Genomic DNA, 16,590 nt, shown 5'->3' with positions numbered 1-16,590 from the left:
TCCGTGCTGTTCGTCCTCCTGAGCCTTACAAAGGCAAGGGCATCCGTTATTCGGATGAGAAGATCACGATCAAAGAGACTAAGAAGAAATAAGGAGCTGCATCATGTTGACCAAGAAAGAGCAGCGTCTCCGTCGTGCACGCCAAACACGCATCCGCATTGCACAGCAAGGCGTGGCGCGTTTGACAGTGAGCCGCACCAACCTGCACATCTATGCCAGCGTTATCTCTGGCTGCGGTACCAAAGTGTTGGCCAGCGCATCTACAGCCGAAGCCGAAGTGCGCACGGCCTTGGGCGCTACTGGCAAAGGCGGTAATGCCGCTGCAGCCACAGTGATTGGCAAGCGCATTGCTGAAAAAGCAAAAGCAGCTGGCGTTGAGAAGGTCGCCTTCGACCGCGCAGGTTTCGCTTACCACGGTCGCGTCAAGGCTTTGGCCGAAGCAGCCCGTGAAGCAGGTCTGCAGTTCTAAACGGATCGGAGTTACAAATGGCTAAATTTACAGCAAAACCGCAGAGCGACGGTCCTGAAGACGGTCTCCGCGAGAAGATGATCGCGGTCAACCGCGTGACCAAAGTGGTGAAGGGCGGCCGTATTCTCGGTTTCGCAGCCTTGACCGTGGTCGGTGACGGCGATGGCAAAGTGGGCATGGGCAAGGGCAAATCGAAAGAAGTGCCAGCAGCCGTGCAAAAAGCGATGGAAGAAGCCCGTCGCAACTTGGCCAAAGTTCACCTCAAGAACGGCACGATTCACCATGCAGTGCACGGTCACCACGGCGCAGCACGCGTCATGATGGCTCCAGCGCCAAAGGGTACCGGCATCATCGCTGGTGGTCCTATGCGCGCCGTGTTCGAAGTGGTGGGCATCACTGACATCGTGGCCAAGAGCCATGGTTCATCCAACCCTTACAACATGGTTCGTGCCACATTGGACGCTTTGTCCAATTGCACAACAGCCTCCAACGTGGCTGCCAAGCGTGGCAAGTCGGTTGAAGAGTTGTTCGGCTGAACCGGAGATCGAACATGACGACACAATCAACCGTGAAAGTCCAACTGGTTCGCAGCCCGATTGGCACCAAAGAGTCACACCGCGCGACAGTGCGTGGCTTGGGCTTGCGCAAGCTGAATTCTGTGAGCGAGTTGCAAGACACGCCCGCAGTGCGCGGCATGATCAACAAGATCAGCTATCTGGTCAAAGTTCTCTAAGAGGCGAATGATGGAACTCAATAGCATCAAGCCCGCAGAAGGCTCTAAGCACGCGCCACGTCGCGTGGGCCGTGGTATCGGTTCGGGTTTGGGTAAAACCGCCGGCCGTGGTCACAAAGGTCAAAAATCACGTTCAGGCGGCTACCACAAGGTGGGCTTCGAAGGCGGTCAAATGCCTTTGCAGCGTCGTTTGCCAAAGCGTGGTTTCAAATCGCATTTGCTGAAGTACAACGCAGAAATCACTTTGACGACCTTGTCCCGTTTGGACCTGGCTGAAGTGGATGTTTTGACATTGAAGCAAGCTGGTTTGGTCTCACAAATGGCCAAAGTGGTCAAAGTGATCAACACTGGTGAGTTGTCCAAAGCTGTCAAGTTGACAGGCATTGGTGCAACTGCAGGTGCTAAGGCGGCCATTGAGGCTGCTGGTGGCTCCATCGCCTGAATGTTCATAAGCGAGAAACACTGTGGCAACCAGCGCTAATTCAACAGCTAAAGCAGACAAGTTCGGCGATTTACGTCGTCGTCTTCTGTTTTTGTTGCTTGCCCTGGTTGTTTACCGTGCAGGCGCACACATTCCTGTGCCTGGTATTGACCCTGAACAACTCAAGCAGTTGTTCAATGGTCAGCAAGGCGGCATCTTGAATCTGTTCAATATGTTTTCCGGCGGCGCATTGTCCCGGTTCACTATTTTTGCCTTGGGCATCATGCCGTACATTTCTGCCTCCATCGTGATGCAGTTGTTGACGTATGTTCTGCCATCGTTTGAACAGATGAAAAAAGAAGGCGAAGCTGGGCGACGAAAAATCACCCAGTACACGCGCTTCGGTGCTTTGGGCTTGGCTCTGTTTCAGTCGTTCGGTATTGCTGTTGCGCTAGAAGCTTCTGCGGGTTTGGTGATCAATCCTGGCATGGGTTTCAGGATGACGGCAGTGGTGAGTTTGACTGCTGGATCCATGTTCCTCATGTGGCTTGGTGAACAAATCACTGAGCGAGGCTTGGGTAACGGTATTTCGATCCTGATTTTTGCAGGCATTGCTGCTGGTTTGCCAAGTGCTTTGGGTGGCTTGTTTGAGTTGGTTCGCACGGGTGCCATGAACCCACTGATCTCGATGTTGATCATTGTGGTGGTGGCTTTGGTCACTTACTTTGTGGTGTTTGTTGAGCGCGGCCAGAGAAAAATTCTTGTGAATTACGCTCGGCGTCAAGTTGGCAATAAGGTGTATGGCGGTCAGTCATCCCATTTGCCTCTGAAGCTGAACATGGCTGGTGTGATCCCCCCGATTTTTGCGTCTTCGATCATTTTGTTGCCTGCAACACTGATTGGTTGGTTCAGTTCAGGCTCTTCTGAGAGTGCTGTCGTTCGATTCTTCAAGGATGTGGCGAACGCATTGGCTCCAGGGCAGCCTGTCTATGTGATGTTTTACGCTGCTGCGATCATTTTCTTCTGCTTTTTCTACACAGCGCTTGTTTTCAACAGCCGTGAGACTGCAGACAACTTGAAGAAGAGCGGTGCTTTCATTCCTGGTATTCGCCCCGGAGACCAAACGGCAAAGCACATCGACAAGATTCTCTTGCGTTTGACGGCTGTCGGTGCTGCATACATCACCTTCGTGTGTTTGCTGCCTGAGTTTCTGATTCTGAAATACAATGTTCCGTTTTACTTTGGCGGCACATCGTTGCTGATCATCGTGGTCGTGACCATGGATTTCATGGCTCAAGTACAAAACTACTTGATGTCACAACAGTACGATTCGCTCTTGAAAAAGGCGAGCTTCAAGTCTTGATTGATTTGATCGAGGGTTGGTAAAGAACCTTGCGCAATTTGTGCAAGGCCATATTTTTCACCTGGTCTGAGAAGTCTGGGTATCGATGAGTTTTAGGAGAGAACCATGAGAGTTTCTGCTTCGGTGAAAAAAATTTGCCGTAACTGCAAGGTCATTCGCCGTAAAGGCGTTGTTCGTGTGATCTGCACAGATCCACGTCACAAGCAGCGTCAAGGCTGATTGAATTAGTTTTAGAGGACGAAAATGGCACGTATCGCTGGCATCAACATTCCGCCGCACAAACATGCTGAAATTGGCTTGACAGCCATTTTTGGTATTGGTCGCACCCGCGCTCGACAAATTTGCGAGGCCTCTGGCATCGCTTATTCCAAAAAGATCAAAGATCTGACGGACGCTGATCTCGAGAAAATTCGCGATCAAATCGCAGTCTTCACCATTGAAGGTGATCTGCGTCGCGAAACCACCATGAACATCAAGCGTTTGATGGACATCGGTTGCTACCGCGGTTTCCGTCATCGTCGTGGCTTGCCCATGCGTGGTCAGCGTACACGCACCAATGCACGTACTCGTAAGGGTCCGCGCAAAGGCGCTGCGGCTCTGAAGAAATAAGCAGGATTGAGAGACCACTATGGCAAAAGCACAATCAAACAGCGCATCACAACGTGTCCGCAAGAAGGTTCGCAAGAACATTGCTGACGGTATTGCACACGTTCACGCGTCGTTCAACAACACCATCATCACCATCACCGACCGCCAAGGCAATGCTTTGTCTTGGGCTTCTTCGGGTGGCCAAGGCTTCAAAGGTTCGCGTAAATCGACGCCTTTCGCAGCTCAGGTTGCTTCTGAGGTGGCTGGCCGTGCAGCGCAAGAACAAGGCATCAAGAACTTGGACGTCGAGATCAAGGGTCCAGGCCCAGGTCGTGAGTCCTCCGTTCGCGCTTTGGGTGCTCTGGGTATCCGTATCACATCGATCGCTGATGTGACACCGGTCCCGCACAACGGCTGCCGCCCACAAAAGCGCCGTCGTATCTAATTTCAAACCAAGCCCACCGCCAGGCCATGCTTGCATCGCCTGGCTCCCGCATTTTTGATGCGGTAGTTGCATAAAAGGAAAATCAAGTGGCACGCTACCTCGGCCCCAAGGCCAAACTCTCTCGCCGCGAAGGCACCGATCTTTTCCTGAAGAGCGCTCGTCGTTCGATCGCGGATAAGTCCAAATTTGACACCAAGCCTGGCCAACACGGTCGCACTTCGGGTCAGCGCACCTCCGACTACGGTTTGCAGTTGCGTGAGAAGCAAAAAGTCAAACGCATGTACGGTGTGTTGGAGAAGCAGTTCCGCCGCTACTTCGCTGAAGCCGATCGCCGCAAAGGCAATACAGGCTCTAACTTGTTGGCTTTGCTCGAATGCCGTTTGGACAATGTGGTTTACCGCATGGGCTTTGGCTCTACTCGCGCTGAAGCACGTCAGATGGTTTCTCACAAAGCCATCACCGTGAACGGTCAATCTGTGAACATCCCTTCGTACCTGGTCAAGGCCGGTGACGTGATCGCTGTTCGTGAAAAATCCAAAAAGCAAAACCGCGTGGTTGAAGCTTTGCAATTGGCTTTGCAAGTGGGCATGCCTGCTTGGGTTGAAGTCAACGCCGACAAGGCAGAAGGCACCTTCAAGAAGGTTCCTGATCGTGATGAATTCGCTGCAGACATCAACGAATCTCTGATCGTCGAACTGTACTCGCGTTAATTCTGAGTCGTTTCAATCGTTCCCGGGCTGTCTTCCTAAGCAGCTCCGGGTGCTTCATCAGCCTTACCGGTGTAACGGACCGGGGGTATTGAGAGGAAGTCTGAATGCAAACCAATCTGTTGAAACCCAAAGCCATCCAAGTCGAACAACTTGCTGCCAACCGTGCAAAAGTCACGTTGGAGCCCTTCGAGCGTGGTTATGGTCACACACTCGGAAACGCGCTTCGTCGCGTTTTGCTGTCTTCCATGGTGGGGTATTCCGCCACTGAAGTGACCATTGCGGGTGTTGTCCATGAATACTCTTCCATTGATGGCGTGCAAGAAGATGTTGTGAACATCTTGTTGAACCTCAAAGGTGTGGTTTTCAAACTCCACAACCGCGACGAAGTGACACTGAGTTTGCGCAAAGACGGCGAAGGTGCCGTGACTGCAGCTGACATCCAGACGCCACACGATGTCGAAATCGTCAACCCTGAGCACGTCATTGCCAATTTGTCGCATGGCGGCAAGTTGGACATGCAGATCAAGGTCGAAAAAGGCCGTGGTTATGTGCCCGGCAGCATGCGTCGTTTTGCTGACGAGCCTACCAAGGCTTTGGGCCGCATTGTTCTGGATGCGTCGTTTTCTCCGGTCAAGCGCGTGAGCTACACCGTTGAAAGCGCTCGTGTTGAGCAGCGTACCGACTTGGACAAGTTGGTCATTGAGATCGAAACCAACGGTGCCATCACTGCAGAAGACGCAGTTCGCTCTTCGGCCAAGATTTTGGTGGAGCAGTTGGCTGTGTTTGCTCAACTTGAAGGCAGCGAATTGTCTGCATTCAATGAGCCAGCCCAACGCGGTGGTGCAGGCAGTTTCGATCCGATCCTGTTGCGCCCAGTGGATGAGCTCGAACTCACAGTTCGTTCTGCCAACTGTCTCAAAGCAGAAAACATTTACTACATCGGTGATCTGATTCAGCGCACCGAAAATGAGTTGCTCAAAACCCCTAACCTGGGTCGTAAGTCACTCAACGAAATCAAGGAAGTCTTGGCTTCCCGTGGTCTGACTTTGGGCATGAAGCTCGAAGCCTGGCCGCCAGCAGGTCTGGAAAAGCGTTAATTCAAAGTTCCCGGACTTGATCCGGGTTGTGCACGGGCAGTACCTGATACGGCTGTCTGTTTAATAAAGAAAGGAAAGCACCATGCGTCACGGACACGGCCTTCGTAAACTCAATCGCACCAGCTCGCACCGTCTTGCGATGCTGCAGAACATGATGAACTCGCTCATCGAGCATGAAGTCATCAAAACCACAGTGCCTAAGGCCAAAGAATTGCGCCGTGTGATCGAGCCCATGATCACCTTGGCCAAAGTGGATAACTTGTCGAACCGTCGGTTGGCGTTCAACCGTTTGCGTGACCGCGACAGCGTCACCAAATTGTTCAATGTGTTGGGCCCACGTTCGGCTTCGCGCCCTGGTGGTTACACACGCATCCTGAAAATGGGTTACCGCGTGGGTGACAACGCACCGATGGCTTTGGTTGAATTGGTTGATCGCGCTGATTCTTCTGCTGAAACAGCAGCAGAGTAAGGTACAATGTAAAAATACCGCGGGGTGGAGCAGTCTGGTAGCTCGTTGGGCTCATAACCCAAAGGTCGTTGGTTCAAATCCGGCCCCCGCAACCAAGTTTCAACCTCGGTTGAAGATCAAAAAAACCCTCTTCGGAGGGTTTTTTCGTTTCTAACGACCTTTCAGGTCGAGGTAGGCAAGCGATTGAGAAGGCCTGTCAGAGCGTGCAACACCGTCGCCTGCCGAATAAATTGGCGGTCGCCTTCAAAATGTTGCAACTCTGTGGCAACCAGGCCGTTGATGCACCATCCAAACCAAACGGTTCCCACAGGCTTTTCAGGGCTGCCACCGCTTGGACCTGCGACGCCAGTAACGGCAACGGACACTTGTGCTTTGGATCTGTAAACCGCTCCAATGGCCATGGCGTGTGCGACAGTCTCACTGACGGCGCCATGCGTTGAAATCGAATCTGCGGGAACGCCCAGCATTTGAGTTTTGGCGTCATTGGAGTAGGTCACAAATCCGCGGTCAAACCAAGCACTGGATCCAGCCAAGTCCGTGCAGCAGGCCGAAATCAGGCCTCCAGTACAGCTTTCTGCCGTGGCCATTTGCCATTGGAGCGCTAACAAGCGTTCAGCCAGTTTTTGGGGCACATCGGACATCAGAACCACCTCCAAAAAGCCAACATCAGCAAGGTGCAAAAAGCAGCCACCAAGTCGTCAAACATGATGCCGAAACCACCGCGCCAACCGTAGCCCTTGAAAAGCTGATCGGCCCATGCGACAGGCCCTGGCTTGGTGGCGTCAAAAAACCGGAACAGGGCAAAAGCGGCCAATTGCCCCCAGAAGTTGATGGGCATGATCAAGAACAGAATCAGCCACATCGCCACAATTTCGTCCACAACAATAGATCCGGGATCGCTGATCCTCATGTGGCGAGCAGTGACCGTACAAGCCCACCAGCCAACGAAAAAGGTGGCTGTGATCAAGAGTGCTTGCTCGGACCAAGAGAGGTAATGTTGAATGACAAGCCACGACAGCCAACCCCACAGACTACCAACAGTCCCGGGAGCCTTGGGTGCCAGGCCCGAACCCAGCCCTAAAGCCATTGAATGGGCAGGGTGTGCCAGCATGAATGCCACCGTTGGCCTGATCGGGCCACGAAGGAGGTCAGATTCAGATGTGGGTTGTTGGAGCGTCATGCAAAATGGTCAAAAGAGCGAAACTTCGACGGAACAGCCTGCCCTTGGGCATCTAATAAGACCAGTTGAGGTTGATCGGTGATGCGGCCAATCTTGGTAACGGGTGTGCCGGAGGCCTTCGATACGGCATGAACGGTTTCGGAGGCTGAAGGCGGAGCACAGAAAACGAGCTCGTAATCATCGCCACCAGACAAAACGCAGGTCAGTGCCAAATCAGGTGGGCACGTCCAGAGTTGGGTGGTTTGCATGAGGGCAGGCATGGCGGCCAGATCAATTTCAGCACCCACACGGCTGGCTTTGAGGATATGACCCAAATCACCCAGCAAGCCATCGCTGATATCGGCCATAGCGTGTGCAACACCTCGAAGGGCCATGCCCAAAGCCACGCGGGGTGTGGGCCGTTCCATGCGTATTCGTGCGGCGTCGAATACAGATTGAGGCAAGCTAACCGAACCCCGAAAAGCCTCTAGCGCCAGGCGTGCATCGCCTAAATGACCGCTCACATACAGGTCATCACCCGCTTGAGCGCCACTTCGCAAAATGGACTGACCCACAGGGACTTCCCCCATCACGGTGATGGCAATGTTCAAGGGGCCTTGTGTGGTGTCGCCGCCGATCAGTTCGCAGTGATGGGCATCGGCCAATTGAAACAGGCCATGCGAAAAACCAGACAACCAGGATTCATCTGCTCTGGGCAGGGACAAAGAGAGCAAGAAAGCTTGAGGAGTGGCTCCGCAGGCGGCCAAATCGCTCAAATTCACGGCCAGTGCTTTGTGGCCCAGTCGAGACGGCTCAACGGTCGATAAAAAGTGTCGACCTTCGACGAGCATGTCGGCAGAAAAAGCCAGCTGATGCCCAGCACGAGGAGACCATACAGCACAGTCATCCCCAATCCCCACATCCGCTTTGCGAGGCGGACGCTTGAAAAAGCGTTCAATCAGGTCAAATTCGCCCATGGCCAAGAGCTTACCCGAACGTGGAATCAATGGAGCGTTCGACCCGACAGACCTGAACCGGACGACTCGAGAACGAAAGGAGCAATGGGCGCATCAAAACGGTGCCCGTCTTCGGCGACAAAAAAGTAACTGCCATGCATGGTGCCACTGGGCGCATGCAAGCGGCAGCCGCTGGTGTATTGGAAAGACTCTCCTGGACGCAGCAGGGGTTGCTGGCCCACAACGCCCAAACCTTTCACCTCGTCTGTGTGGCCGCTTTCGTCTTGGATCACCCAGTGTCTTGAAATGAGTTGCACGGGAATAGTGCCTGTGTTCGTCGCGGTGACGGTGTAAGCGAAGGCAAAAACCTTTTGAAGGGGATTGCTCTGGTCAGCCACATATTGGGGCTGCACATCAATTTGGACGGTGTAAGAAGACATTTGCGCATGTTAACTGCGACAATTCAAGCATGACGACGACCTACCGAATTGCCCCTTCTATCCTCTCTGCTGACTTCGCGCGTTTGGGCGAAGAAGTCAAAAGCGTCATCGACGCAGGCGCTGACTGGATTCATTTTGACGTGATGGACAACCATTACGTGCCCAACCTCACATTTGGCCCCATGATTTGCCAAGCCCTCAAGCCGCATGCCAAAACGGCTTCCGGGGTGGCGGTTCCAATCGATGTGCATTTGATGATATCGCCCGTTGATGCGTTGGCGGCGTCATTTGCCGAAGCGGGGGCTGATTTGATCAGTTTTCATCCCGATGCCAGTGGCCATGTGCACCGCAGCATCCAGGCCATCAAAAGCAAGGGCGTGAAAGCGGGTCTGGTGTTCAACCCAGCTGAACCGCTGGATGTGCTGGAGTGGACCCTCGACGAAATTGACTTGATCCTGATCATGAGCGTCAACCCCGGTTTTGGGGGGCAAAGCTTCATTGATTCGGCCTTGCGCAAGATTGAGCACGCACGCAAACTGATTGATGCGAGTGGGCGCGACATTCGCCTCGAGGTGGACGGTGGCATCAAAGTAGACAATATCCGTCGTGTGGCGGACGCTGGTGCGGACACGTTTGTCGCAGGCAGTGCCATCTTTGGTAAGCCCGATTACAAAGGCGTGGTTGACCAGATGCGCCTGGCTTTGGGCTGAGCATGACGGTTACCCCAACTGATCTGACCCAGATCGAAGCGGTCATTTTTGACCTGGACGGCACCATGGTCCACACCTTGGGTGATTTTCAAGTGGCCTTGCATCGCACCATGGCCGATCTGGATTTGCCTCCTGTTTCTGATGCATTGATCGAGCAGACCATTGGCAAAGGCTCGGAGCACCTGATTCGGACACTTTTGGCCCACCAGATTGCAAGGCCAGAGGTCAAGGGTTTGGGGCGGGCCTGTCCAGCGCTCTCCGTGGATGCTTTGTTTGAGCGGGCTTGGCTGCGCTACCAGCACCATTACCTCCAAATCAATGGTCAGTTCGCGGATGTGTATCCAGGCGTTTTGGCCGCGTTGGAGGCCTTTTTTGCACAGGGCTTGCCCATGGCATGCCTCACCAACAAGCCTTTGTTGTTCGCCAAGACCTTGTTGAAAGAAAAATCGCTGGATCATTTCTTCGCTCATGTTTTTGGCGGTGACAGCTTTGAGCGCAAAAAACCCGATCCATTGCCCATCCTCAAAACCTGCGAGGCTTTGGGAACGTCGGTAGACAGAACCTTGATGGTCGGTGATTCCAGCAACGATGCCCAAGCGGCCCATGCCGCTGGGTGCCCCGTGGTGCTGGTGACTTATGGCTACAACCATGGGCAAGCGGTGCAAGAAACCCCGGCAGCTGCTTGGTTGGACTCATTGGCGCAGTTGCCTGACTGCTTGCGCGCAGCCAGGCCATGATGCTGGTTTGAAAACTGGCGGCCAGCTTTGATACACTCAATGACATCATGAGCCTCATCCTCATCCACTCCTGCGCAGTCAGCCTGCCGAGCCATTCCCAAGCGGAAGGCCGGGGAGCCTGGCCCTGGCGTCAGCCAGCCTGACACTTCGACCGTGCGGCTATGCCCGCCACCCGCGCCCAGCATCGGCTGGGCACCTGGATGAATGAAAGCACCTCGCCAGAGGTCGCTGAGCGCTTTGGAGGCTCTTGCCCATGATCACCGAACTTGAATTCAAAAGCCTGGCCAGTCAAGGCTACAACCGCATTCCACTCATGCTGGAAGCTTTTGCGGATCTGGAAACCCCCCTGTCGCTTTACCTGAAGCTGGCCCACACCAAAGACAACGGCCAATACAGCTTCTTGTTGGAATCCGTGGTGGGCGGCGAGCGTTTTGGCCGCTACAGCTTCATCGGTCTGCCCGCGCGCACCCTGCTGCGCGCCAGCGGCTTTGGTGCTGATGCCAAGACCGAAGTGGTGCGTGATGGCGTGGTCATGGAAACGTCCGCGGGTAATCCACTGGACTTCATAGAGCAGTATCAAAAGCGCTTTAAGGTGGCTCTGCGACCTGGCCTGCCCCGTTTCTGTGGAGGCTTGGCTGGCTACTTTGGTTACGACGCTGTGCGCTACATCGAGAAAAAACTCGAAAAATCGTGCCCACCCGACACATTGGGCACGCCAGACATTTTTTTGCTGCAATGTGAAGAGCTTGCCGTGATCGACAACCTGTCGGGCAAGCTCTACCTGATTGTTTATGCAGACCCGGGCACGCCCGAGGCCTATGTGGGTGCGAAAAAACGCCTGCGCGATTTGAAAGAGCAGCTCAAATATTCGGTCAGCGCCCCGGTGGTCAAACCCACTCAGTCTTACCCGGCTGAGCGTGACTTTCCAAAGGCCGATTACATCGCCGCGGTTGAAAAAGCCAAAGAGCTGATCGCCGGGGGCGATTTCATGCAGGTGCAGGTGGGTCAGCGCATTAAAAAGCGCTACACCGAAAGCCCGCTGTCCTTGTACCGTGCGCTGCGTTCGCTCAACCCCAGCCCCTACATGTACTTCTACAACTTCGGCGACTTCCATGTCGTCGGGGCCAGCCCCGAAATTTTGGTGCGCCAGGAGCAAACCGAGGACGGCGCCAAAGTCATCATCCGCCCCTTGGCGGGCACACGTCCTCGAGGCGCGACGCCCGAAAAGGACAAGGTGGCCGAGCAAGAACTGATCAACGACCCCAAGGAGCGGGCCGAGCATGTGATGCTGATCGACCTGGCCCGTAACGACATTGGCCGCATCGCTCAAATTGGCTCCGTCAAGGTCACCGAGGCCTTTGTGGTCGAGCGCTACAGCCACGTCATGCACATCGTGAGCAACGTCGAGGGCTTGCTCAATGAGGGCATGAGCAATATGGACGTGCTCAAAGCCACCTTCCCGGCGGGCACCCTGACAGGCGCGCCCAAGGTTCATGCGATGGAGTTGATCGATCAGTTCGAACCCGTCAAGCGCGGCATCTACGGCGGTGCGTGTGGCTACATCAGCTATGCGGGTGATATGGATGTGGCGATTGCGATCCGCACCGCCGTCATCAAGGACCAGATGCTGTACGTTCAGGCGGCGGCTGGGGTGGTGGCCGATTCGGTGCCCGAGATGGAATGGCGCGAAACCGAACACAAGGCGCGTGCCTTGTTGCGCGCCAGCGAGTTGGTGGAAGAAGGCTTGGAGTGAACATGGCGAAAAAAATCAAACTCCTGATGGTCGACAACTACGACTCTTTCACCTTCAACATCGTGCAGTACTTCGGTGAACTGGGCGCGGAGGTCGAAGTCTTTCGCAACGATGAAATCACGCTCGAAGGCATTGCAGCCCGCCAGCCTGACCGTTTGGTGATCTCGCCTGGCCCCTGTTCGCCTGTCGAGGCGGGTATTTCGGTGTCTGCGATTCAACATTTCGGAGGCAAGCTGCCAATTCTGGGCGTATGTCTGGGGCACCAAAGCATTGGTGCGGCCTTTGGGGGAAAGATCGTTCGGGCGCAAGAATTGATGCATGGCAAGACCAGCATCATCACGACCACGCAAGAAGGCGTGTTCGCGGACTTGCCTGAAAAATTCACCGTCAACCGTTACCACTCCTTAGCCATTGAGCGGGCCACTTGCCCGCCTTGCCTGAAGGTCACGGGCTGGACGGATGACGGCGAGATCATGGGCGTGCGCCACACCGAGCTGGACATTGAGGGTGTGCAGTTCCATCCAGAATCCATCCTGACCGAGCATGGCCATGCCATGCTCAAAAACTTTCTGGAACGACCATGATCGATCTGCGCAGCGACACCGTGACCCAGCCCACAGCCGCCATGCGCGAAGCCATGCTGGTTGCGCCTGTGGGCGACGATGTGTTTGGTGACGACCCCACGGTCAATGCCTTGCAAGAGCGCATCGCGCAGATCACCGGGAAAGAAGCGGCGCTGTTCATGCCATCGGGTACGCAAAGCAACCTTTGCGCCCTGATGGCGCATTGCGAGCGGGGCGACGAGTACATCGTCGGTCAAAATGCGCACACTTACCGCTACGAAGGCGGCGGTGCGGCGGTGCTGGGCAGCATCCAGCCCCAGCCGCTAGCGCAAAACAGCGTGGGAGAAATGGCGCTGGCCGACATCGCGGCAGCCATCAAACCCATGGACTGCCACTTTGCACGCACACGCTTGCTGGCGCTGGAAAACACTTGGAACGGTCACCCCATGTCGCTGGCCTATTTGGCGCAAGCCACAGCGAGCGCCCGACAGCACGGCTTGGCCGTGCATCTGGACGGTGCCCGCCTCTTCAATGCGGCTGTCGCACAAGCCGAAGGTGGACCGGTCACGGCCAGCGTGCGGCGCATTGTGGACCACTTTGACAGCGTGTCGGTTTGCTTCAGCAAGGGCCTCGGCGCGCCCGTGGGCTCGGCCTTGTGTGGCTCGCGTGAACTGATCGCCAAGGCCCTGCGCTGGCGCAAGGTGTTGGGCGGTGGCTTGCGCCAGTCAGGTATTTTGGCGGCAGCGGCTTTGCACGCGCTGGACCACCACGTCGAGCGCTTGGCCGATGACCATGCGCTGGCGCAGCGACTGGCCCAGGGCCTGCAAGGCGTGACGGGCTTGAGCGTGCGTTCGGCACAAACCAACATCGTGTTTGTGGATGTGGCCGATGGGCGTGGTCCAGCGCTGCTCGATGATCTGAAGGCCCATGGCGTGTTGGCCACAGGTTTGATTGGCCTGCGCTTTGTGACGCACCTGAGCGTGGATGCTGCGGGTATTGATCACGCAGTGGCATGCATTCAGAACTTCATGAATCAGCCCTCGGCCAAGACGCTTGCCGCCACTGGCAGCGCTGGTGTTTATTGAAACACATCCCCAGACTTCTTCAGACGGTCTTCATTCACGTCTTTTCACATGCCCCAGATCAACCGCAAGGACAACGCCATGCCCATCACACCTCAAGAAGCACTACAACGCACGATCGAGCACCGTGAGATTTTTCATGACGAGATGCTCCACATCATGCGCATGATCATGCAGGGTGAGCTGTCTCCTGTCATGACGGCTGCCTTGCTCACAGGTCTGCGTGTGAAAAAAGAGACCATTGGCGAAATCACAGCGGCTGCCCAAGTGATGCGCGAGTTTTCCACCAAGGTCCATGTGGCCGATCCAACGCACTTGGTGGATATTGTGGGCACAGGTGGTGATGGGGCCCATACCTTCAACATTTCGACCTGCGCCATGTTTGTAGCCGCTGCAGCAGGCGCCAAAACGGCCAAGCATGGTGGGCGCAGCGTCAGCAGCAAATCCGGAAGTGCAGATGTCGTGGAAGCTTTGGGCGGCAACATCAACTTGTCACCCGAGCAGATCGCGCGGTCGATTGAAGAAGTCGGCATTGGTTTCATGTTCGCCCCCAACCACCACCCGGCCATGAAAAACGTGGCACCGGTTCGCAAGGAGCTGGGGGTGCGAACCATGTTCAACATCTTGGGTCCGCTGACCAACCCGGCCAGCGCACCGAATATTTTGATGGGCGTCTTCCATTCTGATTTGGTGGGCATTCAGGTGCGTGCCCTTCAGCGCTTGGGCGCCGAACATGCGGTGGTGGTTTACGGGCGCGACGGCATGGACGAAATCAGCCTGGGCGCGGCCACTTTGGTGGGCGAGCTCAAAAACGGGCAGATCACCGAATACGAAATCCACCCGGAAGACTTTGGCTTGACCATGGCCAGCAACCGGGCACTGAAAGTGGACACACCTGAGCAATCCATGGCCATGCTGCGTGGCGTGTTGGACAATGAGCCCGGTGCTGCGCGGGACATCGTCATGATCAATGCGGGCGCTGCCCTTTACGCTGCCAATGTGGCCAGCAGCATCGCCGATGGTCTGGCGCGTGCGCGTGTGGCCATTGAGTCGGGGGCGGCCAAAGCCAAGCTCGCGCAATTTGTGGACTTTGGCCAGAAAGCGGCTTGAGCCATTTCAAAAAACGGCGCCACTGAGCCCGCACAGAAAGTAAATCATGAGTGACATCCTGGACAAAATCGTTGCGGTCAAACGCGAAGAAGTGGCTGCGGCATTGAAGCAAAAATCGCTGGCCGTGGTGCGCGCCGATGCCGAAAGCCGTGTGCTGACCCGTGATTTCGAGGGCGCGATGCGTACCAAGATTGCCGCAGGCCAAGCGGCGGTGATCGCCGAGATCAAGAAGGCCAGCCCATCCAAAGGCGTGTTGCGGGCCGAGTTCATTCCGGCTGACATTGCCCAAAGCTATGCCGAATTTGGGGCTGCTTGCCTCTCTGTCTTGACGGACAAGCAGTTCTTTCAAGGCAGTGTGGATTACCTCAAACAAGCCCGTGCCAGTTGCGATCTGCCCGTGCTGCGCAAGGACTTCATGATTGATGCCTACCAAGTGTACGAAGCCCGTGCCATGGGGGCTGATGCCATCTTGCTGATCGCCGCCTGCCTGGACGATGCCCACATGGTCGAGATGGAGGCGGTAGCCCGAAGCCTGGACATGGCGGTGTTGGTGGAGGTGCACGACAAAGCTGAACTGGAACGCGCCCTGAAGCTCAAAACTCGTCTGGTCGGTATCAACAACCGCAACCTGAAAACCTTCGAGGTGTCCTTGCAGACGACCTTGGACATGTTGTCTGACGTGCCTAAAGACCGTCTCTTGGTGACCGAAAGCGGTATCCAAACGGCCGCCGATGTGCAGCGCATGCGTGAGGCACATGTGCATGCGTTTTTGGTGGGTGAGGCGTTCATGCGCGCCAACGAACCTGGCGAGGCCTTGGCCAAACTCTTTACCTGATGCCCAATACCCGTGAGCAACTGGCATTGGCACTGGATGCGGACCATCCAGTTCCGTCTTGTTTGCGGGATTGGCCGCCTGAACTGAAAACCTTGGACGAAGCCTGGAGACCCTTGGTCGCGGACTTTTTGGCTTCGCCCGAAGGACTTGCTCTCACGGCGCGTTTGACCGAAGCCCTGAAAGCAGGCAAGACCCTGTACCCGCCCGATCCATTGAGGGCCTTACGCCTGACGCCGTTGAATCAAGTGAGGGCTGTGATTCTGGGTCAAGACCCTTACCATGGTCCCGGGCAGGCAGAAGGTTTGGCCTTTTCTGTGGCCCCGGGCGTGCGGGTGCCGCCGAGTTTGCGCAATATCTTCAAAGAACTGAAGCAAAGTCTGGGCATTGCAACCCCTGTCGATGGGTCATTGGCGCACTGGGCTCGTCAAGGAGTGCTGCTTTTGAATACGTGTTTGACGGTCGAAGAGGGGCTGGCCGCCAGTCATACCCGATGGGGTTGGGAGGCTTTGTCCGATGCACTGATCATTTCGGTTGCAAAAAGCGACCATCCGGTCGTTTTCATGCTATGGGGTGCGCAGGCACAAGCCAAAAAAACGCTGATTCAAGCCGCCGACGCTACGGGTCGGCATTTGATTTTGCAGGCCAATCACCCTTCGCCCTTGTCTGCTTTGCGCCCCCCTGTGCCCTTTTTGGGATGCGGGCATTTTGAGCAGGCCGCTCGATTCTGGGCTTTACACCATGAAAAGAGTGTTCGATGGTAAAAATGTTCAATCGACTTGCGGTGCGTCACAAAAAGATGGCATAATCTAAGACTCGCTTCTGGAGGGGTGCCCGAGTGGCTAAAGGGGGCAGACTGTAAATCTGTTGGCTTACGCCTACACTGGTTCGAATCCAGTCTCCTCCACCAGCAAACTGCCTTTTGGCGGTTGACGAGAGCATTTGGAAATGGT

Annotated in this window: 23 protein-coding genes, 2 tRNA genes and 1 pseudogene; 22 read left to right on the top strand and 4 right to left on the bottom strand. The window is 55.4% G+C overall.

The window, feature by feature from the left end; translation table 11 throughout:
• The 13 genes and pseudogenes from SWE17_RS15230 to SWE17_RS15170 all read left to right on the top strand — a co-directional run.
• A pseudogene (locus SWE17_RS15230) lies at positions 1-92 on the top strand (50S ribosomal protein L6); the annotation flags it as partial.
• Positions 93-103: 11 nt separating this feature from the next.
• Positions 104-469 (top strand): 50S ribosomal protein L18, encoded by a 366-nt coding sequence (gene rplR, locus SWE17_RS15225; protein ID WP_322993890.1) that lies wholly within the window; start codon positions 104-106, stop codon positions 467-469.
• Between the two features lie 17 nt (positions 470-486).
• Positions 487-1,005 carry a 30S ribosomal protein S5 gene (rpsE, locus tag SWE17_RS15220; protein WP_019429274.1) on the top strand — a complete coding sequence of 173 codons (519 nt, stop codon included), beginning with the start codon at positions 487-489 and terminating at the stop codon, positions 1,003-1,005.
• A 14-nt stretch (positions 1,006-1,019) separates the two neighbouring features.
• Entirely contained in the window at positions 1,020-1,202 is a 183-nt protein-coding gene (rpmD, locus tag SWE17_RS15215; RefSeq protein WP_089951917.1) for a 50S ribosomal protein L30, read from the top strand.
• A 10-nt stretch (positions 1,203-1,212) separates the two neighbouring features.
• Positions 1,213-1,644: a 50S ribosomal protein L15 gene (rplO, locus tag SWE17_RS15210; RefSeq protein ID WP_322993889.1), complete on the top strand. Its 432-nt coding sequence runs from the start codon at positions 1,213-1,215 to the stop codon at positions 1,642-1,644.
• Positions 1,645-1,666: 22 nt separating this feature from the next.
• A complete protein-coding gene (secY, locus tag SWE17_RS15205) occupies positions 1,667-2,986 on the top strand; it encodes a preprotein translocase subunit SecY (RefSeq protein WP_322993888.1) in 1,320 nt (439 codons plus the stop codon).
• Between the two features lie 105 nt (positions 2,987-3,091).
• Entirely contained in the window at positions 3,092-3,205 is a 114-nt protein-coding gene (gene rpmJ / locus SWE17_RS15200; RefSeq protein WP_028820150.1) for a 50S ribosomal protein L36, read from the top strand.
• A gap of 24 nt (positions 3,206-3,229) precedes the next feature.
• Positions 3,230-3,595, top strand: a complete 366-nt coding sequence (gene rpsM, locus SWE17_RS15195) for a 30S ribosomal protein S13 (protein ID WP_019429278.1) — start codon at positions 3,230-3,232, stop codon at positions 3,593-3,595.
• A gap of 19 nt (positions 3,596-3,614) precedes the next feature.
• On the top strand, positions 3,615-4,019 hold the full coding sequence (gene rpsK / locus SWE17_RS15190) for a 30S ribosomal protein S11 (RefSeq protein ID WP_019429279.1): 405 nt from the start codon (positions 3,615-3,617) through the stop codon (positions 4,017-4,019).
• 86 nt (positions 4,020-4,105) lie between these two features.
• Entirely contained in the window at positions 4,106-4,729 is a 624-nt protein-coding gene (rpsD, locus tag SWE17_RS15185; RefSeq protein ID WP_100120085.1) for a 30S ribosomal protein S4, read from the top strand.
• 104 nt (positions 4,730-4,833) lie between these two features.
• Positions 4,834-5,826 carry a DNA-directed RNA polymerase subunit alpha gene (locus tag SWE17_RS15180; RefSeq protein ID WP_100174231.1) on the top strand — a complete coding sequence of 331 codons (993 nt, stop codon included), beginning with the start codon at positions 4,834-4,836 and terminating at the stop codon, positions 5,824-5,826.
• Between the two features lie 82 nt (positions 5,827-5,908).
• The gene (gene rplQ / locus SWE17_RS15175) at positions 5,909-6,295 is read left to right on the top strand and encodes a 50S ribosomal protein L17 (RefSeq protein ID WP_100120083.1); all 387 of its coding nucleotides are present in this window, start codon (positions 5,909-5,911) and stop codon (positions 6,293-6,295) included.
• 18 nt (positions 6,296-6,313) lie between these two features.
• Positions 6,314-6,390, top strand: a tRNA-Met gene (locus tag SWE17_RS15170).
• Between the two features lie 66 nt (positions 6,391-6,456).
• Here the strand turns inward: SWE17_RS15170 and SWE17_RS15165 are convergent.
• Genes SWE17_RS15165 through apaG form a run of 4 tightly spaced genes read right to left on the bottom strand, consistent with a single transcriptional unit; the run spans position 6,457 to position 8,850 of the window.
• Complete coding sequence (locus SWE17_RS15165; RefSeq protein WP_322993887.1) at positions 6,457-6,936, bottom strand: CinA family protein; 480 nt, start codon at positions 6,934-6,936, stop codon at positions 6,457-6,459.
• Complete coding sequence (locus tag SWE17_RS15160) at positions 6,936-7,475, bottom strand: phosphatidylglycerophosphatase A (protein WP_322993886.1); 540 nt, start codon at positions 7,473-7,475, stop codon at positions 6,936-6,938. Before SWE17_RS15160 ends, SWE17_RS15165 begins: the two co-directional genes overlap by 1 nt.
• Positions 7,472-8,431, bottom strand: coding sequence for a thiamine-phosphate kinase (gene thiL, locus SWE17_RS15155; RefSeq protein ID WP_322993885.1), 960 nt, complete (start codon positions 8,429-8,431; stop codon positions 7,472-7,474). The genes SWE17_RS15160 and thiL overlap by 4 nt, the downstream gene beginning before the upstream one ends.
• Positions 8,432-8,457: 26 nt before the next feature.
• Complete coding sequence (apaG, locus tag SWE17_RS15150) at positions 8,458-8,850, bottom strand: Co2+/Mg2+ efflux protein ApaG (protein WP_322993884.1); 393 nt, start codon at positions 8,848-8,850, stop codon at positions 8,458-8,460.
• A gap of 29 nt (positions 8,851-8,879) precedes the next feature.
• Here apaG and rpe point away from each other — a divergent pair, with 29 nt between their 5' ends.
• The 9 genes from rpe (at position 8,880) to SWE17_RS15105 (ending at position 16,547) form a co-directional block, all read left to right on the top strand.
• Complete coding sequence (rpe, locus tag SWE17_RS15145; protein WP_322993883.1) at positions 8,880-9,560, top strand: ribulose-phosphate 3-epimerase; 681 nt, start codon at positions 8,880-8,882, stop codon at positions 9,558-9,560.
• A 2-nt stretch (positions 9,561-9,562) separates the two neighbouring features.
• Complete coding sequence (gph, locus tag SWE17_RS15140; protein ID WP_322993882.1) at positions 9,563-10,297, top strand: phosphoglycolate phosphatase; 735 nt, start codon at positions 9,563-9,565, stop codon at positions 10,295-10,297.
• A 253-nt stretch (positions 10,298-10,550) separates the two neighbouring features.
• A complete protein-coding gene (trpE, locus tag SWE17_RS15135) occupies positions 10,551-12,050 on the top strand; it encodes an anthranilate synthase component I (protein WP_322993881.1) in 1,500 nt (499 codons plus the stop codon).
• Positions 12,051-12,052: 2 nt separating this feature from the next.
• Entirely contained in the window at positions 12,053-12,634 is a 582-nt protein-coding gene (locus SWE17_RS15130; RefSeq protein WP_322993880.1) for an aminodeoxychorismate/anthranilate synthase component II, read from the top strand.
• Positions 12,631-13,698, top strand: a complete 1,068-nt coding sequence (gene ltaE, locus SWE17_RS15125) for a low-specificity L-threonine aldolase (RefSeq protein ID WP_322993879.1) — start codon at positions 12,631-12,633, stop codon at positions 13,696-13,698. Before SWE17_RS15130 ends, ltaE begins: the two co-directional genes overlap by 4 nt.
• Positions 13,699-13,776: 78 nt before the next feature.
• The gene (gene trpD, locus SWE17_RS15120; RefSeq protein WP_322993891.1) at positions 13,777-14,805 is read left to right on the top strand and encodes an anthranilate phosphoribosyltransferase; all 1,029 of its coding nucleotides are present in this window, start codon (positions 13,777-13,779) and stop codon (positions 14,803-14,805) included.
• A 46-nt stretch (positions 14,806-14,851) separates the two neighbouring features.
• Positions 14,852-15,640 (top strand): indole-3-glycerol phosphate synthase TrpC, encoded by a 789-nt coding sequence (trpC, locus tag SWE17_RS15115; protein WP_322993878.1) that lies wholly within the window; start codon positions 14,852-14,854, stop codon positions 15,638-15,640.
• Positions 15,640-16,401, top strand: coding sequence for a uracil-DNA glycosylase (locus SWE17_RS15110; RefSeq protein WP_322993877.1), 762 nt, complete (start codon positions 15,640-15,642; stop codon positions 16,399-16,401). The genes trpC and SWE17_RS15110 overlap by 1 nt, the downstream gene beginning before the upstream one ends.
• A 60-nt stretch (positions 16,402-16,461) precedes the next feature.
• A tRNA-Tyr gene (locus SWE17_RS15105) sits at positions 16,462-16,547 on the top strand.
• The last annotated feature ends 43 nt before the right edge of the window (positions 16,548-16,590 follow it).

The sequence above is a fragment of the Limnohabitans sp. genome, from assembly GCF_034680285.1.
Lineage (GTDB): Bacteria > Pseudomonadota > Gammaproteobacteria > Burkholderiales > Burkholderiaceae_C > Limnohabitans_A.
Note: the sequence above shows the minus strand (reverse complement) of the source record. Positions and strands in the feature narration are given on the sequence as shown.